Origin of the sequence: Streptomyces sp. (assembly GCF_035645055.1) — a bacterium.
GTDB lineage: Bacteria > Actinomycetota > Actinomycetes > Streptomycetales > Streptomycetaceae > Streptomyces.
Genome location: NZ_DASQNH010000094.1, coordinates 1 through 14,729 on the forward strand (window position 1 = coordinate 1; position 14,729 = coordinate 14,729).

The window sequence follows — 14,729 nt, forward strand, 5'->3', positions numbered from 1 at the left end:
CCGGGACATCAAGATCTCGGTCAAGCACAACGACCCGGTCGTCATGATCGAGGCCTACCGGCAGCTCGCCGAGCAGTGCGACTACCCGCTCCACCTCGGCGTCACCGAGGCCGGCCCCGCCTTCCAGGGGACCGTCAAGTCCGCGGTCGCCTTCGGCGCCCTGCTCTCGCGGGGCATCGGCGACACCATCCGGGTGTCGCTGAGCGCCCCGCCCGCCGAGGAGGTCAAGGTCGGCATCCAGATCCTGGAGTCGCTCGGCCTGCGGCAGCGGCGGCTGGAGATCGTCTCCTGCCCGTCCTGCGGGCGCGCCCAGGTCGACGTCTACAAGCTCGCGGACGAGGTCACCGCCGGCCTCGAGGGCATGCGGGTGCCGCTGCGGGTCGCCGTCATGGGATGCGTGGTCAACGGGCCCGGCGAGGCCCGTGAGGCCGACCTCGGCGTCGCCTCCGGCAACGGCAAGGGGCAGATCTTCGTCAAGGGCGAGGTCATCAGGACCGTCCCCGAGTCCAAGATCGTGGAAACCCTCATCGAGGAAGCGATGAAGATCGCCGAGCAGATGGAACAGGACGGCGCCGCGTCGGGGGAGCCGGCCGTCACCGTGAGCTGACACAGCACCGACCGAAGGGGGCCGAGCGTGACGATTCTGGAGAGCATCCGGGGACCACGTGACCTGAAGGCGCTGTCCGAGGCGCACCTGCGCGAACTGTCCGGTGAGATCAGGGACTTCCTGGTGCACGCGGTGGCCAGGACCGGCGGCCATCTGGGGCCCAACCTGGGCGTGGTCGAGCTGACCATCGCCCTGCACCGGGTCTTCGAGTCCCCGGCCGACCGCATCCTGTGGGACACCGGCCACCAGAGCTATGTCCACAAGCTGCTGACCGGGCGCCAGGACTTCTCCAAGCTGCGCGGCAAGGGCGGCCTGTCCGGCTACCCCTCCCGCGTGGAGTCCGAGCACGACGTCATCGAGAACAGCCACGCCTCCACCGCCCTCGGCTGGGCCGACGGGCTCGCCAAGGCACGCGAGGTACAGGGCGGGACGGGCCATGTCGTCGCGGTCATCGGCGACGGGGCACTCACCGGCGGCATGGCATGGGAGGCGCTGAACAACATCGCCGCGGCCAAGGACCGGCCGCTGATCATCGTCGTCAACGACAACGAGCGCTCCTACGCCCCGACCATAGGCGGCCTCGCCAGCCACCTCGCCACCCTGCGCACCACCGACGGCTACGAGAAGGCGCTGGCCTGGGGCAAGGACGTCCTGCTGCGCACACCCGTCGTGGGGCATCCGCTCTTCGAGGCCCTGCACGGCGCCAAGAAGGGCTTCAAGGACGCCCTCGCGCCGCAGGGCATGTTCGAGGACCTGGGCCTGAAGTACGTCGGCCCGATCGACGGACACGACATCGAGGCCGTCGAGTCGGCGCTGCGGCGCGCGAGACGCTTCCACGGGCCGGTGCTGGTGCACTGCCTCACCGAGAAGGGCCGCGGCTACGAACCCGCCCTGGCCCACGAGGAGGACCACTTCCACACCGTCGGCGTCATGGACCCGCTCACCTGCGAGCCCCTGACACCGTCCCGCGGTCCCTCCTGGACCTCGGTGTTCGCCGACGAGCTGGTGCGGATCGGGGAGGAGCGCGAGGACGTCGTGGCGATCACGGCGGCCATGCTGCACCCCGTCGGCCTCGGCAGGTTCGCCGAACGCTTCCCGGACCGGGTGTGGGACGTCGGCATCGCCGAGCAGCACGCCGCGGTCTCCGCGGCCGGTCTGGCGACCGGCGGGCTGCACCCGGTCGTCGCCGTCTACGCCACCTTCCTCAACCGGGCCTTCGACCAGCTGCTGATGGATGTCGCGCTGCACCGCTGCGGGGTGACCTTCGTCCTGGACCGGGCCGGGGTGACCGGGGCCGACGGCGCGTCCCACAACGGCATGTGGGACCTGTCGATCCTCCAGGTCGTCCCGGGCCTCAGGATCGCCGCGCCGCGCGACGCCGACCAGTTGCGGGCCCAGCTGCGCGAGGCGGTCGCCGTCGACGACGCGCCGACGCTGGTGCGCTTCCCGAAGGAGTCGGTGGGGCCGGCCGTCCCCGCCGTGGACCGGGTGGGCGGCATCGACGTCCTGCACCGGGCCGAGGCGGCCGAGGTGCTGCTCGTCGCCGTCGGGGTGATGGCGCCGGTGTGCCTCCAGGCGGCGGAGCTGCTGGCGGCGCGCGGCATCGGCTGCACGGTCGTCGACCCGCGCTGGGTCAAACCCGTCGACCCGGAGCTGCCCGGTCTCGCCGCTCGGCACCGCCTGGTCGCCGTCGTCGAGGACAACAGCCGCGCGGCCGGGGTGGGCGCGGCCGTGGCGCTCGCGCTGGGCGACGCCGAGGTGGACGTACCGGTACGCCGCTTCGGCATCCCCGAACAGTTCCTCCCGCACGCCAAGCGGGGCGAGCTGCTGGCGGACATCGGACTGACCCCGGTCGAGATCGCGGGCCGCATCAGCGCGAGCCTGGCCGTGCGGGCGGAGCGTGGATATGACGGAGCCGCCGGGGCGGCGGGGGGAGAGGCACTGGCGAGCGGGACGGGCGCGGGCGCGGGCCGGGAGACGGCGGCGGACCGGGAGCCGCCGGCCGGGTCGGCCGCGGGCCGGGCCCGGGGCGAGGGCCGGGCCGGAGGACACGAGCCGCCGACAGCGGCCGGGGCAGGGGCGGGCGCAGCGGCCGGGGCAGAGGAAGCGGGTGCGGGCGGGGGGCCGGGGCCGGGAGCCGGTCCGCGGCCGCCGGCCGGGGGCCCCGTCGAAGAGAAGCCGTCCAAGGAGACCCACGCATGACCACCGCGGAATCCGCGTCCCAGCCCTCGGAGCCGGCGCCCTCGGGGACGTTCGACCTGGCCGCGCTCCTGGCCGAGCGCGGCGCCGAGCGCTACGACCTGCACGCCCGGTACCTGAACCACCAGCTCCCGCGCATGCTGCACACCATCGGCTTCGACAAGGTCTACGAACGGGCCGCGGGCGCCTACTTCTGGGACGCGGACGGTGACGACTACCTGGACATGCTCGCCGGGTTCGGGGTGATGGGCCTCGGCCGCCACCACCCCGTCGTCCGCAAGGCACTGCACGACGTCCTGGACGCGGACCTCGCCGACCTCACCCGCTTCGACTGCCAGCCCCTGCCCGGGCTGCTGGCCGAGCGGCTGCTCGCGCACAGCCCGCACCTGGACCGCGTCTTCTTCGGCAACAGCGGCACCGAGGCCGTCGAGACCGCGCTGAAGTTCGCCCGGTACGTCACCGGCCGGCCGAGGATCCTGTACTGCGCGCACGCCTTCCACGGGCTGACGACCGGCTCGCTGTCGGTGAACGGGGAGTCCGGGTTCCGCGACGGATTCGCCCCGCTGCTGCCGGACACGGCCGTCCCGCTCGGCGACCTCGACGCGCTGGCCCGGGAGCTGAAGCGGGGCGACGTCGCCGCGCTCATCGTGGAGCCGATCCAGGGCAAGGGTGTGCACGAGGCGCCGCCCGGCTATCTGCGGGCCGCCCAGGAGCTGCTGCGCCGGCACAAGGCCCTGCTCATCGCCGACGAGGTGCAGACCGGGCTCGGCCGGACCGGCGACTTCTACGCCTACCAGCACGAGGAGGGCGTCGAACCGGACCTGGTGTGCGTGGCCAAGGCGCTCTCCGGCGGCTATGTGCCGGTGGGTGCCACCCTGGGCAGGGACTGGATCTTCAAGAAGGTGTACTCCTCGATGGACCGGGTCCTGGTCCACTCGGCGAGCTTCGGATCCAACGCACAGGCCATGGCGGCGGGCCTGGCCGTGCTGTCGGTCATGGAGAGCGACCAGATCGTTGCGGGGGTCCGCGCCACCGGGGAGCTGCTGAAGTCCCGGCTCACCGCGCTGATCGACCGGTACGAGCTGCTCGCCGACGTACGCGGCCGGGGGCTGATGATCGGCATCGAGTTCGGCCGGCCACGGTCGCTCAGGCTGCGCGGGCAGTGGACCATGCTCCAGACGGCCCGCAAGGGCCTGTTCGCGCAGATGGTGGTCGTGCCGCTGCTCCAGCGGCACCGGATCCTCACCCAGGTCTCCGGCGACCACCTGGAGGTGATCAAGCTGATCCCGCCGCTGATCATCGGGGAACGGGAGGTGGACCGGTTCGTGGCGGCCTTCACGGCCGTGATGGACGACGCGCACAGCGGGAGCGGTCTGATGTGGGATTTCGGTAAGACACTGATGAGACAGGCGGTTGCCGACCGGTAGTGACCGGGCGGGCCTTTCGCCTCTGCCTCGCGTCTCCGCGTCTTCCTCCGCGCCACCCGTCGGCTTTTGCCTCTCAGACAAGGAATTTGCCTGGTGGGCAAAGCTCCGGCTGAATGGAGTCATGAACTCCCCCGCCGCCGAGCCCGGCCCCGAGCCCGCCGGTGACCTGCCCACCGTGGCCCCGCAGCTGCGGTCCCTGCGCCGCCGGGCCTCCCTGACCCTGGAGGCGGCGGCCCGGACGGCCGGGCTGTCGCCCGCCCATCTCTCCCGGCTGGAGACCGGGCAGCGGCAGCCGTCGCTGCCCATGCTGCTCGCCCTCGCCCGGGTCTACGGTACGACCGTCTCGGAACTGCTCGGCGAGACGGTCGCCGGCCGGGACGCCGTGGTGCGCGCCGCCGAGATGGAACCGACCGCGGCCGGCGGCTGGACGTACTGGCAAGCCGGCGCGCCCGGACGCGGTATGCAGGCGCTGCGCGTCCACGTGCCCCACGGCTCCCAGGGCGACATGGTGCGAGTGCACCCCGGCGAGGAGTGGCTGTACGTCCTCAAGGGGCGGCTGCGGCTGCGGCTCGGCGACACCGCCCACCGGCTCGCCCCGGGCGACAGCGCGCACTTCGACTCCCTGACCCCGCACCGCATCGCGGCGGAGGACCCGGACGGGGTCGACCTGCTCTTCGTCCACACCCTGCTGCAGAGTCCCACCGCCGCGCTGTGCCTCGGCCCCGCCACCCATGTCACCGGAGAGACCTCATGAGCCGCACGCAGCAGAAGTTCGACCGCCAGATCTGGGTACGGCTGTTCATCTACGTCGTGGCGGGCCACGCCTTCGCCGCCTTCCTCTACCTGCTGTTCGCGCTCGGCGGGAAGTGAGGCCGGGGCGGGCGGCGCCCGCGCCCCCGCTCAGTCGAGCAGCCGCTCGCGCAGCCGCTCCCGGGTCTGCGGGGTGACCTTCAGCCCCTGCTCCAGGTAGGTGTCGACGTCGCCCCAGGTCTCCTCGACGGTCTCGAACGCCGCCGACAGATACTCGGCACGCGCGTCGAAGAGCGGGCTGAGCAGCTCCATGACCTCGGGGGAGTAGGCCGAGGCGGAGCTGCTGCTGCGGTGGACCTTGTAGCGGCGGTGCTTGGCGTTGGACTCCAGGTAGTCCGCGACGATCGCCTCGCGCTCGACGCCCAGGGCGAGCAGCGTCACCGCCACCGACAGGCCCGCGCGGTCCTTGCCCGCCGCGCAGTGCATCAGGGCGGGCACGCTGTCCTCGGCGAGGGCGTGCAGCACCCGGGAGTGCTCGGCGGTGCGCTCCTTGATGATCATCCGGTACGAGGCGATCATCCGGGCCGCCGCCTTGCCGTCCGCGAGGATCTCCCGCAGCTGGTCCAGGTCGCCGTCGCGCACCATCTTCCAGAACTCGGCGCCGTCGGCCGGGTCGCTCAGCGGCAGGTTCACATTGCGCACGCCCGGCAGCTCGACGTCCGGGCCCTCCAGCTTCTGGTCCGCCGCGTTGCGGAAGTCGAAGATCGTGTGCAGGCCCAGGGTGGAGAGGAACGCCGCGTCCTCGGCGGTCGCGTGCGCGAGGTGGCCGCTGCGATAGAGCACTCCGTACCGCACCCGGCGCCCGTCGACGGTCGGCAGGCCGCCCACGTCACGGAAGTTGCGCACTCCGGCCAGTTCGGGCTCGGTCGACGGGACCTGCTGCGTCACGTGGGCTCCTCCCAGTCGGCCCCGTCGGCGCTGCTCGTCGACGGGCACGCCTTCGACCATACGACATGGATTCCTGAGGCAATGAAGTTGTCCACAGGCGGCATACCCGACCTGGAGAGGGTTGTCCACAGGCGTTGCCGACAAGCCCCCCACACCTTGATGATGTCGGGGCTTGGGTGAAGCTGTCGGGATCTGTGGGGGGCAGGATGCTGGACACCGCCGGGGACGGTCGCACGTGGCTGCTGTCGGGGCCGAAGAGCAGCTACGCCGTCCATCTCGCCGAGGACGACGAGCTGCTGCATCTGCACTGGGGCCCGCGGATCTCCCTCGCCGACGCGGAAGCGCTCGCGGCCCTGCCGCTGCCCGAGCACTGGCCCTTCGAGTCCGCCCTCGACGGCCGCGAGGAGTATCCGGTCGAGGGCGGCCCCCGGTTCACCCGGCCCGCCCTGTCGGTGCGCACCGAGGAGCGGCGCGGCACCGAGTGGGCCTTCGAGGCGTACGAGACCGGGAACGGGGAGGAGGCCGACGAACTGCGGCTCCGCTTCCGGGACGCGGGACTGACGATCACCCTGCACTACCGGATGCGGGACGACGTCGTCGAGCGCTGGGTGACCCTGCGCAACGAGGGGCCCGCGGTGGAGCTGCTGCGCGCCGACTCCGCGACCTGGACGCTGCCCGAGCGTGACGGCTGGCGGCTCTCCCAGCTGCACGGCAGATGGGCCGCGGAGTCCCGGCTGACGGCCGCGCCGCTCACCTACGGCGAGAAGGTCGTCGGCAGCCGCCGCGGCCACACCGGGCACCAGCATCTGCCCTGGGTCGCGCTGGACACCGACGCCACCGAGGAGCACGGCGAGGTCTACGGCTGTGCCCTCGGCTGGTCCGGCTCCTGGCGGATCGCCGTGGCGCAACTGCCGGACGCGCGCGTGCAGATCACCGGCGGCGCCGGACACGACGACGCCGGGCTGACGCGACTGGCGGCGGGGGAGTCCTTCACCACGCCGGTCTTCGCCGGCCTGTGGAGCGACGGCGGCTTCGGCGGCGCCAGCCGGGCCTGGCACGCCTATCAGCGCAGGTACGTCATCCCCGACGCCGGGCGGGACCGGCCGGTGCTCTTCAACTCCTGGGAGGCCACCGGATTCGACATCTCCGAGGGGCAGCAGCGGGCGCTCGCCCGGCGGGCGGCGGACCTCGGCGTCGAGCTGTTCGTCGTCGACGACGGCTGGTTCGGCGCCCGCACCGGCGACCGCGCGGGCCTCGGCGACTGGACGCCCAATCCGGACCGCTTCCCGGCCGGCCTGGAGCCGCTCGCCGACGAGGTGCACGCTCTCGGGATGCGATTCGGGATCTGGGTCGAGCCCGAGATGGTCAACCCGGACAGCGAGCTGTACCGCGCCCACCCGGACTGGGTGCAGCACCACAAGGGGCGAAAGCGGACGGAATTCCGCAATCAGCTCGTACTGAACCTGGCTCGGGGGGACGTCCAGGAGTATCTGTGGGAGCAACTGCACACGCTGCTCTCCAGCGCCCCCATCGACTATGTGAAGTGGGACTTCAACCGCTGCTTCACCGACGCCGGCTGGCCCGGCGAGCCCTACCCGCAGCGCCTGTGGACCGACCATGTGCGAGCGCTGTACGCCCTGCTGGACCGCCTGCGCGCCGCTCACCCCGGGGTGGCCTTCGAGTCCTGCTCGGGCGGTGGCGGCCGGATCGACCTGGGGGTGCTGAGCCGGACCGACCAGGTGTGGACCTCCGACAACACCGACCCGCTGGACCGGCTGGCCATCCAGCACGGCTTCAGCCAGATCCATCCCGCGCGGGTGATGGCCGCCTGGGTCACCGACAGCCCCAACGCCATGCTCAACGGCCGGGTCAGCTCGCTGCGCTTCCGTTTCGTCAGCGCGATGGCCGGGGTGCTCGGCATCGGCGGCGACCTCACCCGGTGGACCGAGGCGGAGCTGGCCGAGGCCCGGGGCTGGGTGGCCCTCTACAAGGAGATCCGGCCGCTGGTGCAGCGCGGGGACCTGTATCGCCTGCGGCCCCCGTGTGGCGGGCTGAGTGCCGTCCAGTACGTTCTCGGGGACGAGGCGGTCGTCCTGGCCTGGCTCCAGGCACAGCGCCATGGCGAGCCCGTCCCGGCCCTGCGACTGCGCGGACTCGACCCGGCGGCATCGTATGAATGCCGCGAAACGGGCGAAGTGCACCGAGGTGCCGTATTGCTGCACCACGGCTTGCGGCTCGCTCTGCACGGTGACCTCGATGCGACGGTTCTCCGCCTCCGTCGCATCTGAGTGATCTGTCCGAATTGCGGCTTCCGTATAACTCGCTTTGGAAGAAAGAGTTCTGGAGCGGCGTCACGTGAGCAGGCTCATATCCGTGACGGTGAGTCGTCCGTCATGTTCACGTAATCCATGTGTCCGGTAAGGGTGTTTGCCGGAAAGGGGGGTCCGCGAATCGACGGAGGGTGACCGCGAATTCCGCGACGGAAGGACTCCTGGCGCTTTTCCGGGCAACCATTCGCTTGTCCTTGTGCGTCCTTGTCGCTTACGTTCCACACCGATCCGGGCGGACGCCTAATCCTGCCGCCGCCTGGTGCCCGCGCAAACTCACCCGTGTACGGCAGGAGCGGGGGACCCACAGGTTCAACCGCCTGTTCCGGTCTCCGGAACGGCTTGGGGTTAAGCCGCGCCTCGGCGTGGCCGGACATCTCCAGTCCGCACCCGACAGCTCACCTCGCAGGCGCCGGAGAGGAATTCGTCATGCCCGCCAAGGGTAAGCACCGCCGTCCGAAGACCCTGCGCTTCACTCGTACCATCGCCGTCGCCGGAACCGGTGGCGCCGCACTCGCGCTGCCCCTGATGGGTGCCGCCGGCGCCCATGCCGCCACCCCGCAGTCCGTTCCGGAAAAGGCCGTCCAGTCGGTCGCCTCCGTGCAGCAGGCCGCGGAGAAGAAGGCCGCCGGGAAGAACTCCGGTGCCCGTACGTACACCGTGAAGTCCGGCGACTACCTGTCGAAGATCGCCGAAGAGCAGCACGTCGACGGCGGCTGGAAAAAGCTCTACGAGGACAATCGGGCCACCGTCGGCGAGGACCCCTCGCTGATCCACCCCGGCCTCAAGCTCTCGATCGGCAAGAAGGCCACCGCGGCCGCGCCGAAGTCCTCGACCTCCGAGGCCGCCAAGCCTTCGCAGCCGGAGTCCGCGCAGCCGTCGCAGCCGGAGTCCTCGCAGTCGTCGCCGCAGCAGTCGTCCGGCTCCGCGAAGTCCTCGGACTCCTCGGAGTCGAAGTCGCCGCAGTCCGTCACGGCCGCCCAGACGACCACCGCCTCCGGCGGCTACACCGCTCCCGTGGCCGGCGCCGGTGTCGGCACCGCCTACAAGGTGGCGGGCAGCATGTGGTCCAGCGGCTACCACACCGGTGTCGACTTCGTCGTCCCGACCGGCACCTCGCTGAAGGCCGTCGGCGCGGGCACCGTCGTCTCCGCCGGCTGGGCCGGCGCGTACGGCAATCAGGTCGTCATCAAGCTCGCCGACGGCTACTACGCCCAGTACGCCCACCTGTCCTCGCTCTCCGTGTCGGCCGGCCAGTCCGTGACCGCCGGGCAGCAGGTCGGCCTCTCCGGCTCGACCGGCAACTCGACCGGCCCGCACCTGCACTTCGAGATCCGCACCACCCCGGACTACGGCTCGGACGTGGACCCGGTTTCGTACCTCCGCTCCAAGGGCGTCTCCGTCTGACGCCACCCCGCCGCGCCGGTTCCTGACCCCGGCGCACGCGCCACCGAAGGCCGGACCCCGATCCCCGGGTCCGGCCTTCGGCGTGTGGGGGACGCGCGGCTCCTCGAACTCGCGGCTCGTCTCATTGCGGTCGCACGGCATGGCCGCAGGGGGTGTCGACAGCGAGGGGGCGGTGGGGAGACAGTGATCTTCCCATCAGGGAGCAAGCGCTTTCCCTCTCGTACGGAGGCGCGCTGCCCCGCATCCCGAAGGAGCCGTAATCCCGTGACGACCACGCGCAGAGTTTTCGGAGTCCTCGCCGCCGGTGCCGCACTGGCCGCCCTCGCACCGGCCGGGGCCGCGCAGGCCGCGCCCCGCCACCGCCGCCTCATCGCCCGCGACGACTTCCGCCACGGCCTCGGTCGCTGGGCCGCCGAACTCCAGGACGGCGGCACAGTCAGAGCCTCCCGCGGCGTGCTGGAGATCGACGTGCCCGGCGGGGCGACGGTGTGGTTCAAGCAGCGGCTGCACGGGCCGTACGTCCTGGAATACACCGCCACACCGGTCTCGGCGGGCGGCGCCAACGACCGCGTCTCGGACCTCAACAACTTCTGGAACGCCACCGACGTCCGCTCCCCGGCCGACCTCTTCGCCACCCCGCGCGGCGGGGCGCTCGCCGAGTACGACCACCTCACGACGTACTACGCGGGCTACGGCGCCAACTCCAACACCACGACCCGGCTTCGCCGGTACGTCGGCCAGGCCGGCGTGCGTCCCCTCGTGTACGACTACAGCGAGCCGTTGCTGGCGCCCAACGAGCCGAACCGGGTGCGGATCGTCTCAGCGGGATCGACCGTCCAGTGGTGGAACAACGGGCGGCTCGTCTTCGGCTACACCGACCCGGAACCGTACACGGCGGGGCATTTCGCCTTCCGTACGGTGTGGAGCCATTTCCGGATCCGTGACTTCCGGGTGTGGCGGCTTATTCCGTAGTTGACCAATCCTTGAAGAGTGGCTTATCTCACCGCCCGTCAACCCTTGCCTACGGTCGCGTAAGTCACATTCAAAGGTGAATCATGAGCCGATGTGGCAGACGATTCGAAGAATGACAGCAGATCAGTGATCGGGTCGTACGTAGCGGTGGGGGACAGCTTCACCGAGGGCGTCGGCGACCCTGGCCCCGACGGGGCGTTCGTCGGCTGGGCCGACCGGTTCGCGGTGCTGCTCGCGGACCGCCGGCCCGAGGGCGACTTCCGTTACACCAACCTCGCCGTGCGCGGGAAGCTGCTCGACCAGATCGTGGCGGACCAGGTGCCGCGGGCCGTCGAACTGGCGCCGGACCTGGTGTCGTTCTGCGCCGGCGGCAACGACATCATCCGGCCCGGCACCGATCCCGACGAGGTCGCCGAGCGCTTCGAGCGGGCGGTCGCCGCGCTGACCGCCGCCGCGGGCACCGTGCTGGTCACCACGGGGTTCGACACCCGGCGGGTACCCCTGCTCAAGCACCTCCGCGGCAAGATCGCGACGTACAACGGGCATGTCCGTGCCATCGCCGACCGGTACGGCTGCCCCGTGCTCGACCTGTGGTCCCTGAAGTCCGTCCAGGACCGCCGGGCCTGGGACCACGACCGCCTCCACCTGTCGCCCGAGGGGCACACCCGGGTGGCGCTGCGCGCGGGTCAGGTGCTGGGGCTGCCCGTCCCCGCCGACCCGGAGCAGCCGTGGCCGCCGCTGCCGCCACGGGGCACCCTGCACGTCCGGCGGGACGATGTGCAGTGGGCGCGGGAGTACCTGGTGCCGTGGATCGGCCGCCGCCTGCGCGGCGAGTCCTCCGGTGACCACGTCACCGCCAAGGGCACCCTGTCGCCGGACGACATCAAGATGCGGATCGCCGCGGTGGCGTGAACCGGCCGGGAGCGGGGGCGGGGTCCGACGGGCCGAACGCCCGCCCGCCTCCGCCCGGTTCCCGGTCGCGATGCCGTGCCGTGCGGTGCGTGGCCGAACGGCACCGCCGCCTACTCCCGCGGCAGCTCCAGCTCCCTGGCCAGTGCCTCGTCCACCCACTGCCGCGCCCGCGCGCGCGAGACCGTGCCCCCGTACGCCGTGAGCTGTACGGCGAGTCCGTCGAGCAGGGCGGTGAGGCGCAGCGCGGTGCCCGCCGGGTCAGGGCAGTGGAACTCGCCCGCCGCCACCCCCTCGACGATGACCTCGGTCAGCGCCGCCTTCCACCGCCGGTCGAGGTCGCGGGTGACCTCCCGCAGCGCGGGCTCGCGCGGCGCCACCGCCCAGCCCTCGATCCACAGCCGCCAGCCCTTGGCCTGGCCGGTGGGGGCGTACCAGCGCACGGCCGCGCGGAGCCGGCGCAGCGCGCTGGTGCGGCGGCCGAGCAGTGCCCGCAGCCGGGCGAGGTCGTCCTCGGCGGCGTACGCGAACGCGGCGGCCACCAGCTTCTCCTTCGTCGAGAAGTGGTAGAGGACCAGCGCGTTGCTCACCCCGAGCGCCGAGGCCACGTCCGCGATCCGGACGGCCGCCACACCCCGCGCCTCGATCTGCTCCACGGCGGCCCGCAACAGTTCCTCGCGCCGCTCCGCCACGCTCAACCGCACTCTCGCCACCCGGTCACCCTAACGGGCGGTCACCGGCACCACCCGAAGCGCTCGGCGATCACCGGCAGCCGCTCCGCGGCGCGGGCGTGCGCGGCGGCCCGCGGGGTCGTCGTGGTGGCCACCGCGCGGGCCGGCACCCGGCCGGTCAGACCGCACGGCGCCGGCCACCACCCGGCGCCCGTGACGGAGTTGACGACGGCATCGGGCAGCACGGCCCCCCCCCCCGCGCGCGTGGACAGCCGCTCCTCCACCTCGGGGAGGACGGCCGGGGCGGCGGCCTCCGCTGTCCCCGGGCGGTGATCCGGTCCGCGTCCCACCCGCCTCTCCCACGTCGCCCGCCACCCGCGTCGCCCCGTCGATCGCGGAACGAGACCGCAGCCGGGGGAAGCACCTCCGCGTCGGCCGACAGCCAGGCGTCGCCGGGCAGTTCCGGTCGCCGGGCCGCAGCGCGGAGCGGTCCACGGTGCCGTACGCGTCCCGTGGGGCGAGCAGCGCCTCGACACCCAGGCCCGCCGGACCGGCGAGAGCGCCCCTGACGTCGGCGACGGCCACGCCCGACAGCCCCGCGCGGGCGGGAGGAGCGTGTCCTGGCACCGCACATGGCGCCCCGCGCCTGGCGGCGCCCCGGGTGCCCGCATGCCGCACTCCGGCCCGGTCCAGTGCGGTCGGCACCGGCACGGTGATCCCGCAGCCGCCCACGGGCTCGTCCGGTCCGATCCCGCCCACCCCGGCGGCCAACGCGTCCGCGAGCCGCCGGCGGACGGCGGCCTCGCCGTCGAGCAGCGGGCGGACTGCCCGCACGGAGGGGGCCTCAACGCGTTGCCGGTGGGGCGGACCATAATGGAGGCCTCACCGACTCCATCTGGAGGTACCGTGGCCGGTTCCCGTTCCCTGAGCTCCGGGCTCCGCGCCCTGCGGCCCGCGGCCTTCGGCGCGGACCCCGGCGGTGAGCGCCTGGCGCGGATCCGCAGATCGCCCCACTTCGAGGACGGCGTCTTCCAGAACCCCGGCGGCCCCTCCCGGATCCGCCCCGCCGGCTCGGGGCGGGAGTTCGCGAAGGTCTACTTCGACAAGGAGGCCCGCACCCGCCGCGTCCCCCAGGGCGGCATCCCGGTGCACGCCACCACCCTCGCCGACATCGCCAGGCCGCCGGCCACCGGCCTGCGGCTGACCTGGATGGGCCACTCCAGCGTCCTCGCCGAGATCGACGGGCAGCGGGTGCTGTTCGACCCCGTCTGGGGCGAGCGCTGCTCCCCGTTCGCCTTCGCCGGCCCGCGACGGCTGCACCCCGTACCGCTCCCGCTGGTGGCCCTCGGCCCGGTCGACGTCGTGGTCATCTCGCACGACCACTACGACCACCTCGACATGCCCACGATCAAGGCACTGGCCGGCACGGACACCCTCTTCGCCGTCCCGCTCGGCGTGGGCGCCCACCTGGAGGCCTGGGGCGTGTCCCCCGGCCGGCTGCGCGAACTGGACTGGCACGAGTCGGCCCGGGTCGGCGGCCTCACCCTCACCGCCACGCCGGCCCGCCACTTCTGCGGGCGGGGCCTGCGCAACACCCAGCACACCCTCTGGGCGTCCTGGTCGGTCGCCGGCGAGGAGCACCGCATATTCCACAGCGGCGACACCGGGTACTTCGCCGGGTTCCAGGACATCGGCGCCGCGTACGGCCCCTTCGACGCCACGATGATCCAGATCGGGGCGTACAGCGACTTCTGGCCGGACATCCACATGACCCCCGAGGAAGGCGTGCGGGCCCATCTCGACCTCCAGGGCGGCAGTCCGGGCGGCGTGCTGCTCCCGATCCACTGGGCCACCTTCAACCTGGCGCCGCACGCCTGGGCCGAGCCGGGGGAGTGGACTAAGGACGCCGCCGAGGAGGCCGGTCAGGCGGTCGCCCTGCCGCGCCCCGGCGAGCCCTTCGAGCCGGCCGGGAAGGTTCCGGCGGACGCCTGGTGGCGGCCGGCGTCCCGGCCGATCGCCCGCCCGTGGCGGCCGGAGCGGACCGGGGAAGCCGCTGCCGCGCCGGACCGGAAGGAACTGGACCTCGCGGGCGACCGGTGACGCGGGCGGGCGCCGCATCCGGTGCACCAGTGCTCTGGGCAGGGTGCGTCGGCAGTGTGGGACGGGTGACGGGTCGACAGCGGGCGTGACCACAACGCGTGGCCACGGACCGCTCTTCCGGCAGCCGAGGCATTGCTCCAGGACGCGCCGGCGCGCAGCGGAGACGTCTCGGTGACCGCCGCCCGGACCGGCGTACGGAAAAACGGTTGAGGGGACCGGAGTCCGGCCCCCTACGATGTGCGGCGACAACCTCGTCCCGGGAAACGCTCGGAGAGCCACGGTGCCGCTGATCCGAAGACTTCGGACGCCCCGCTGAGCCGTGCCGCGTGCGTCGGTGCTCGCGCCACGGCGCGGTTCGACGTGCCCTTGTGGCCTTCACCCGACTTTCCCTCATCCGGCCGGTGCGCGGCGT

General features: G+C 72.6%; 11 protein-coding genes, 2 pseudogenes and 1 riboswitch. Of the genes and pseudogenes, 10 read left to right on the top strand and 3 right to left on the bottom strand.

Annotation, left to right across the window (positions count from 1 at the left end; all coding sequences use genetic code 11):
* The 5 genes and pseudogenes from VE614_RS29655 to VE614_RS29675 form a co-directional block, all read left to right on the top strand.
* On the top strand, positions 1–607 hold a 607-nt coding region (locus VE614_RS29655; protein ID WP_324943998.1), incomplete at its 5' end, for a flavodoxin-dependent (E)-4-hydroxy-3-methylbut-2-enyl-diphosphate synthase.
* A gap of 27 nt (positions 608–634) precedes the next feature.
* Positions 635–2,506: pseudogene (dxs, locus tag VE614_RS29660) on the top strand (1-deoxy-D-xylulose-5-phosphate synthase); the annotation flags it as partial.
* A gap of 299 nt (positions 2,507–2,805) precedes the next feature.
* Complete coding sequence (locus VE614_RS29665; RefSeq protein WP_324944001.1) at positions 2,806–4,233, top strand: aspartate aminotransferase family protein; 1,428 nt, start codon at positions 2,806–2,808, stop codon at positions 4,231–4,233.
* Between the two features lie 121 nt (positions 4,234–4,354).
* The gene (locus VE614_RS29670; protein WP_324944004.1) at positions 4,355–4,987 is read left to right on the top strand and encodes an XRE family transcriptional regulator; all 633 of its coding nucleotides are present in this window, start codon (positions 4,355–4,357) and stop codon (positions 4,985–4,987) included.
* Positions 4,984–5,103 carry a DUF6126 family protein gene (locus VE614_RS29675; RefSeq protein ID WP_324944007.1) on the top strand — a complete coding sequence of 40 codons (120 nt, stop codon included), beginning with the start codon at positions 4,984–4,986 and terminating at the stop codon, positions 5,101–5,103. The genes VE614_RS29670 and VE614_RS29675 overlap by 4 nt, the downstream gene beginning before the upstream one ends.
* Positions 5,104–5,133: 30 nt before the next feature.
* Here the strand turns inward: VE614_RS29675 and VE614_RS29680 are convergent, their stop codons facing one another.
* The gene (locus VE614_RS29680) at positions 5,134–5,931 is read right to left on the bottom strand and encodes a tyrosine-protein phosphatase (RefSeq protein WP_324944010.1); all 798 of its coding nucleotides are present in this window, start codon (positions 5,929–5,931) and stop codon (positions 5,134–5,136) included.
* A 206-nt stretch (positions 5,932–6,137) separates the two neighbouring features.
* On the opposite strand from VE614_RS29680, the gene VE614_RS29685 reads away from it, so the two are divergent.
* From VE614_RS29685 to VE614_RS29700, 4 genes are all read left to right on the top strand, one after another.
* Complete coding sequence (locus VE614_RS29685; protein WP_324944012.1) at positions 6,138–8,219, top strand: alpha-galactosidase; 2,082 nt, start codon at positions 6,138–6,140, stop codon at positions 8,217–8,219.
* Between the two features lie 306 nt (positions 8,220–8,525).
* A riboswitch (cyclic di-AMP (ydaO/yuaA leader) is annotated at positions 8,526–8,685 on the top strand.
* A gap of 2 nt (positions 8,686–8,687) precedes the next feature.
* Positions 8,688–9,665, top strand: a complete 978-nt coding sequence (locus VE614_RS29690; RefSeq protein ID WP_324944015.1) for a M23 family metallopeptidase — start codon at positions 8,688–8,690, stop codon at positions 9,663–9,665.
* Positions 9,666–9,929: 264 nt separating this feature from the next.
* Positions 9,930–10,637, top strand: coding sequence for a DUF6250 domain-containing protein (locus VE614_RS29695; protein ID WP_324944018.1), 708 nt, complete (start codon positions 9,930–9,932; stop codon positions 10,635–10,637).
* Between the two features lie 126 nt (positions 10,638–10,763).
* The gene (locus tag VE614_RS29700; RefSeq protein ID WP_324944021.1) at positions 10,764–11,549 is read left to right on the top strand and encodes an SGNH/GDSL hydrolase family protein; all 786 of its coding nucleotides are present in this window, start codon (positions 10,764–10,766) and stop codon (positions 11,547–11,549) included.
* A gap of 110 nt (positions 11,550–11,659) precedes the next feature.
* On the opposite strand, the gene VE614_RS29705 is transcribed toward VE614_RS29700, so the two are convergent.
* A complete protein-coding gene (locus tag VE614_RS29705; RefSeq protein WP_324944026.1) occupies positions 11,660–12,259 on the bottom strand; it encodes a TetR/AcrR family transcriptional regulator in 600 nt (199 codons plus the stop codon).
* Positions 12,260–12,279: 20 nt separating this feature from the next.
* Positions 12,280–13,054 (bottom strand): annotated as a pseudogene (locus VE614_RS29710) (glutamate dehydrogenase); the annotation flags it as partial.
* Positions 13,055–13,123: 69 nt separating this feature from the next.
* On the opposite strand from VE614_RS29710, the gene VE614_RS29715 reads away from it, so the two are divergent.
* A complete protein-coding gene (locus VE614_RS29715; RefSeq protein WP_324944029.1) occupies positions 13,124–14,317 on the top strand; it encodes an MBL fold metallo-hydrolase in 1,194 nt (397 codons plus the stop codon).
* Positions 14,318–14,729: the final 412 nt, after the last annotated feature.

What these genes read in the sequence shown, in the direction of transcription:
- VE614_RS29665 (WP_324944001.1), top strand. Translation starts at nt 2,806, where the DNA reads ATGACCACCGCGGAATCCGCGTCCCAGCCCTCGGAGCCGGCGCCCTCG.
- VE614_RS29670 (WP_324944004.1), top strand. Translation starts at nt 4,355, where the DNA reads ATGAACTCCCCCGCCGCCGAGCCCGGCCCCGAGCCCGCCGGTGACCTG.
- VE614_RS29675 (WP_324944007.1), top strand. Translation starts at nt 4,984, where the DNA reads ATGAGCCGCACGCAGCAGAAGTTCGACCGCCAGATCTGGGTACGGCTG.
- VE614_RS29685 (WP_324944012.1), top strand. Translation starts at nt 6,138, where the DNA reads ATGCTGGACACCGCCGGGGACGGTCGCACGTGGCTGCTGTCGGGGCCG.
- VE614_RS29690 (WP_324944015.1), top strand. Translation starts at nt 8,688, where the DNA reads ATGCCCGCCAAGGGTAAGCACCGCCGTCCGAAGACCCTGCGCTTCACT.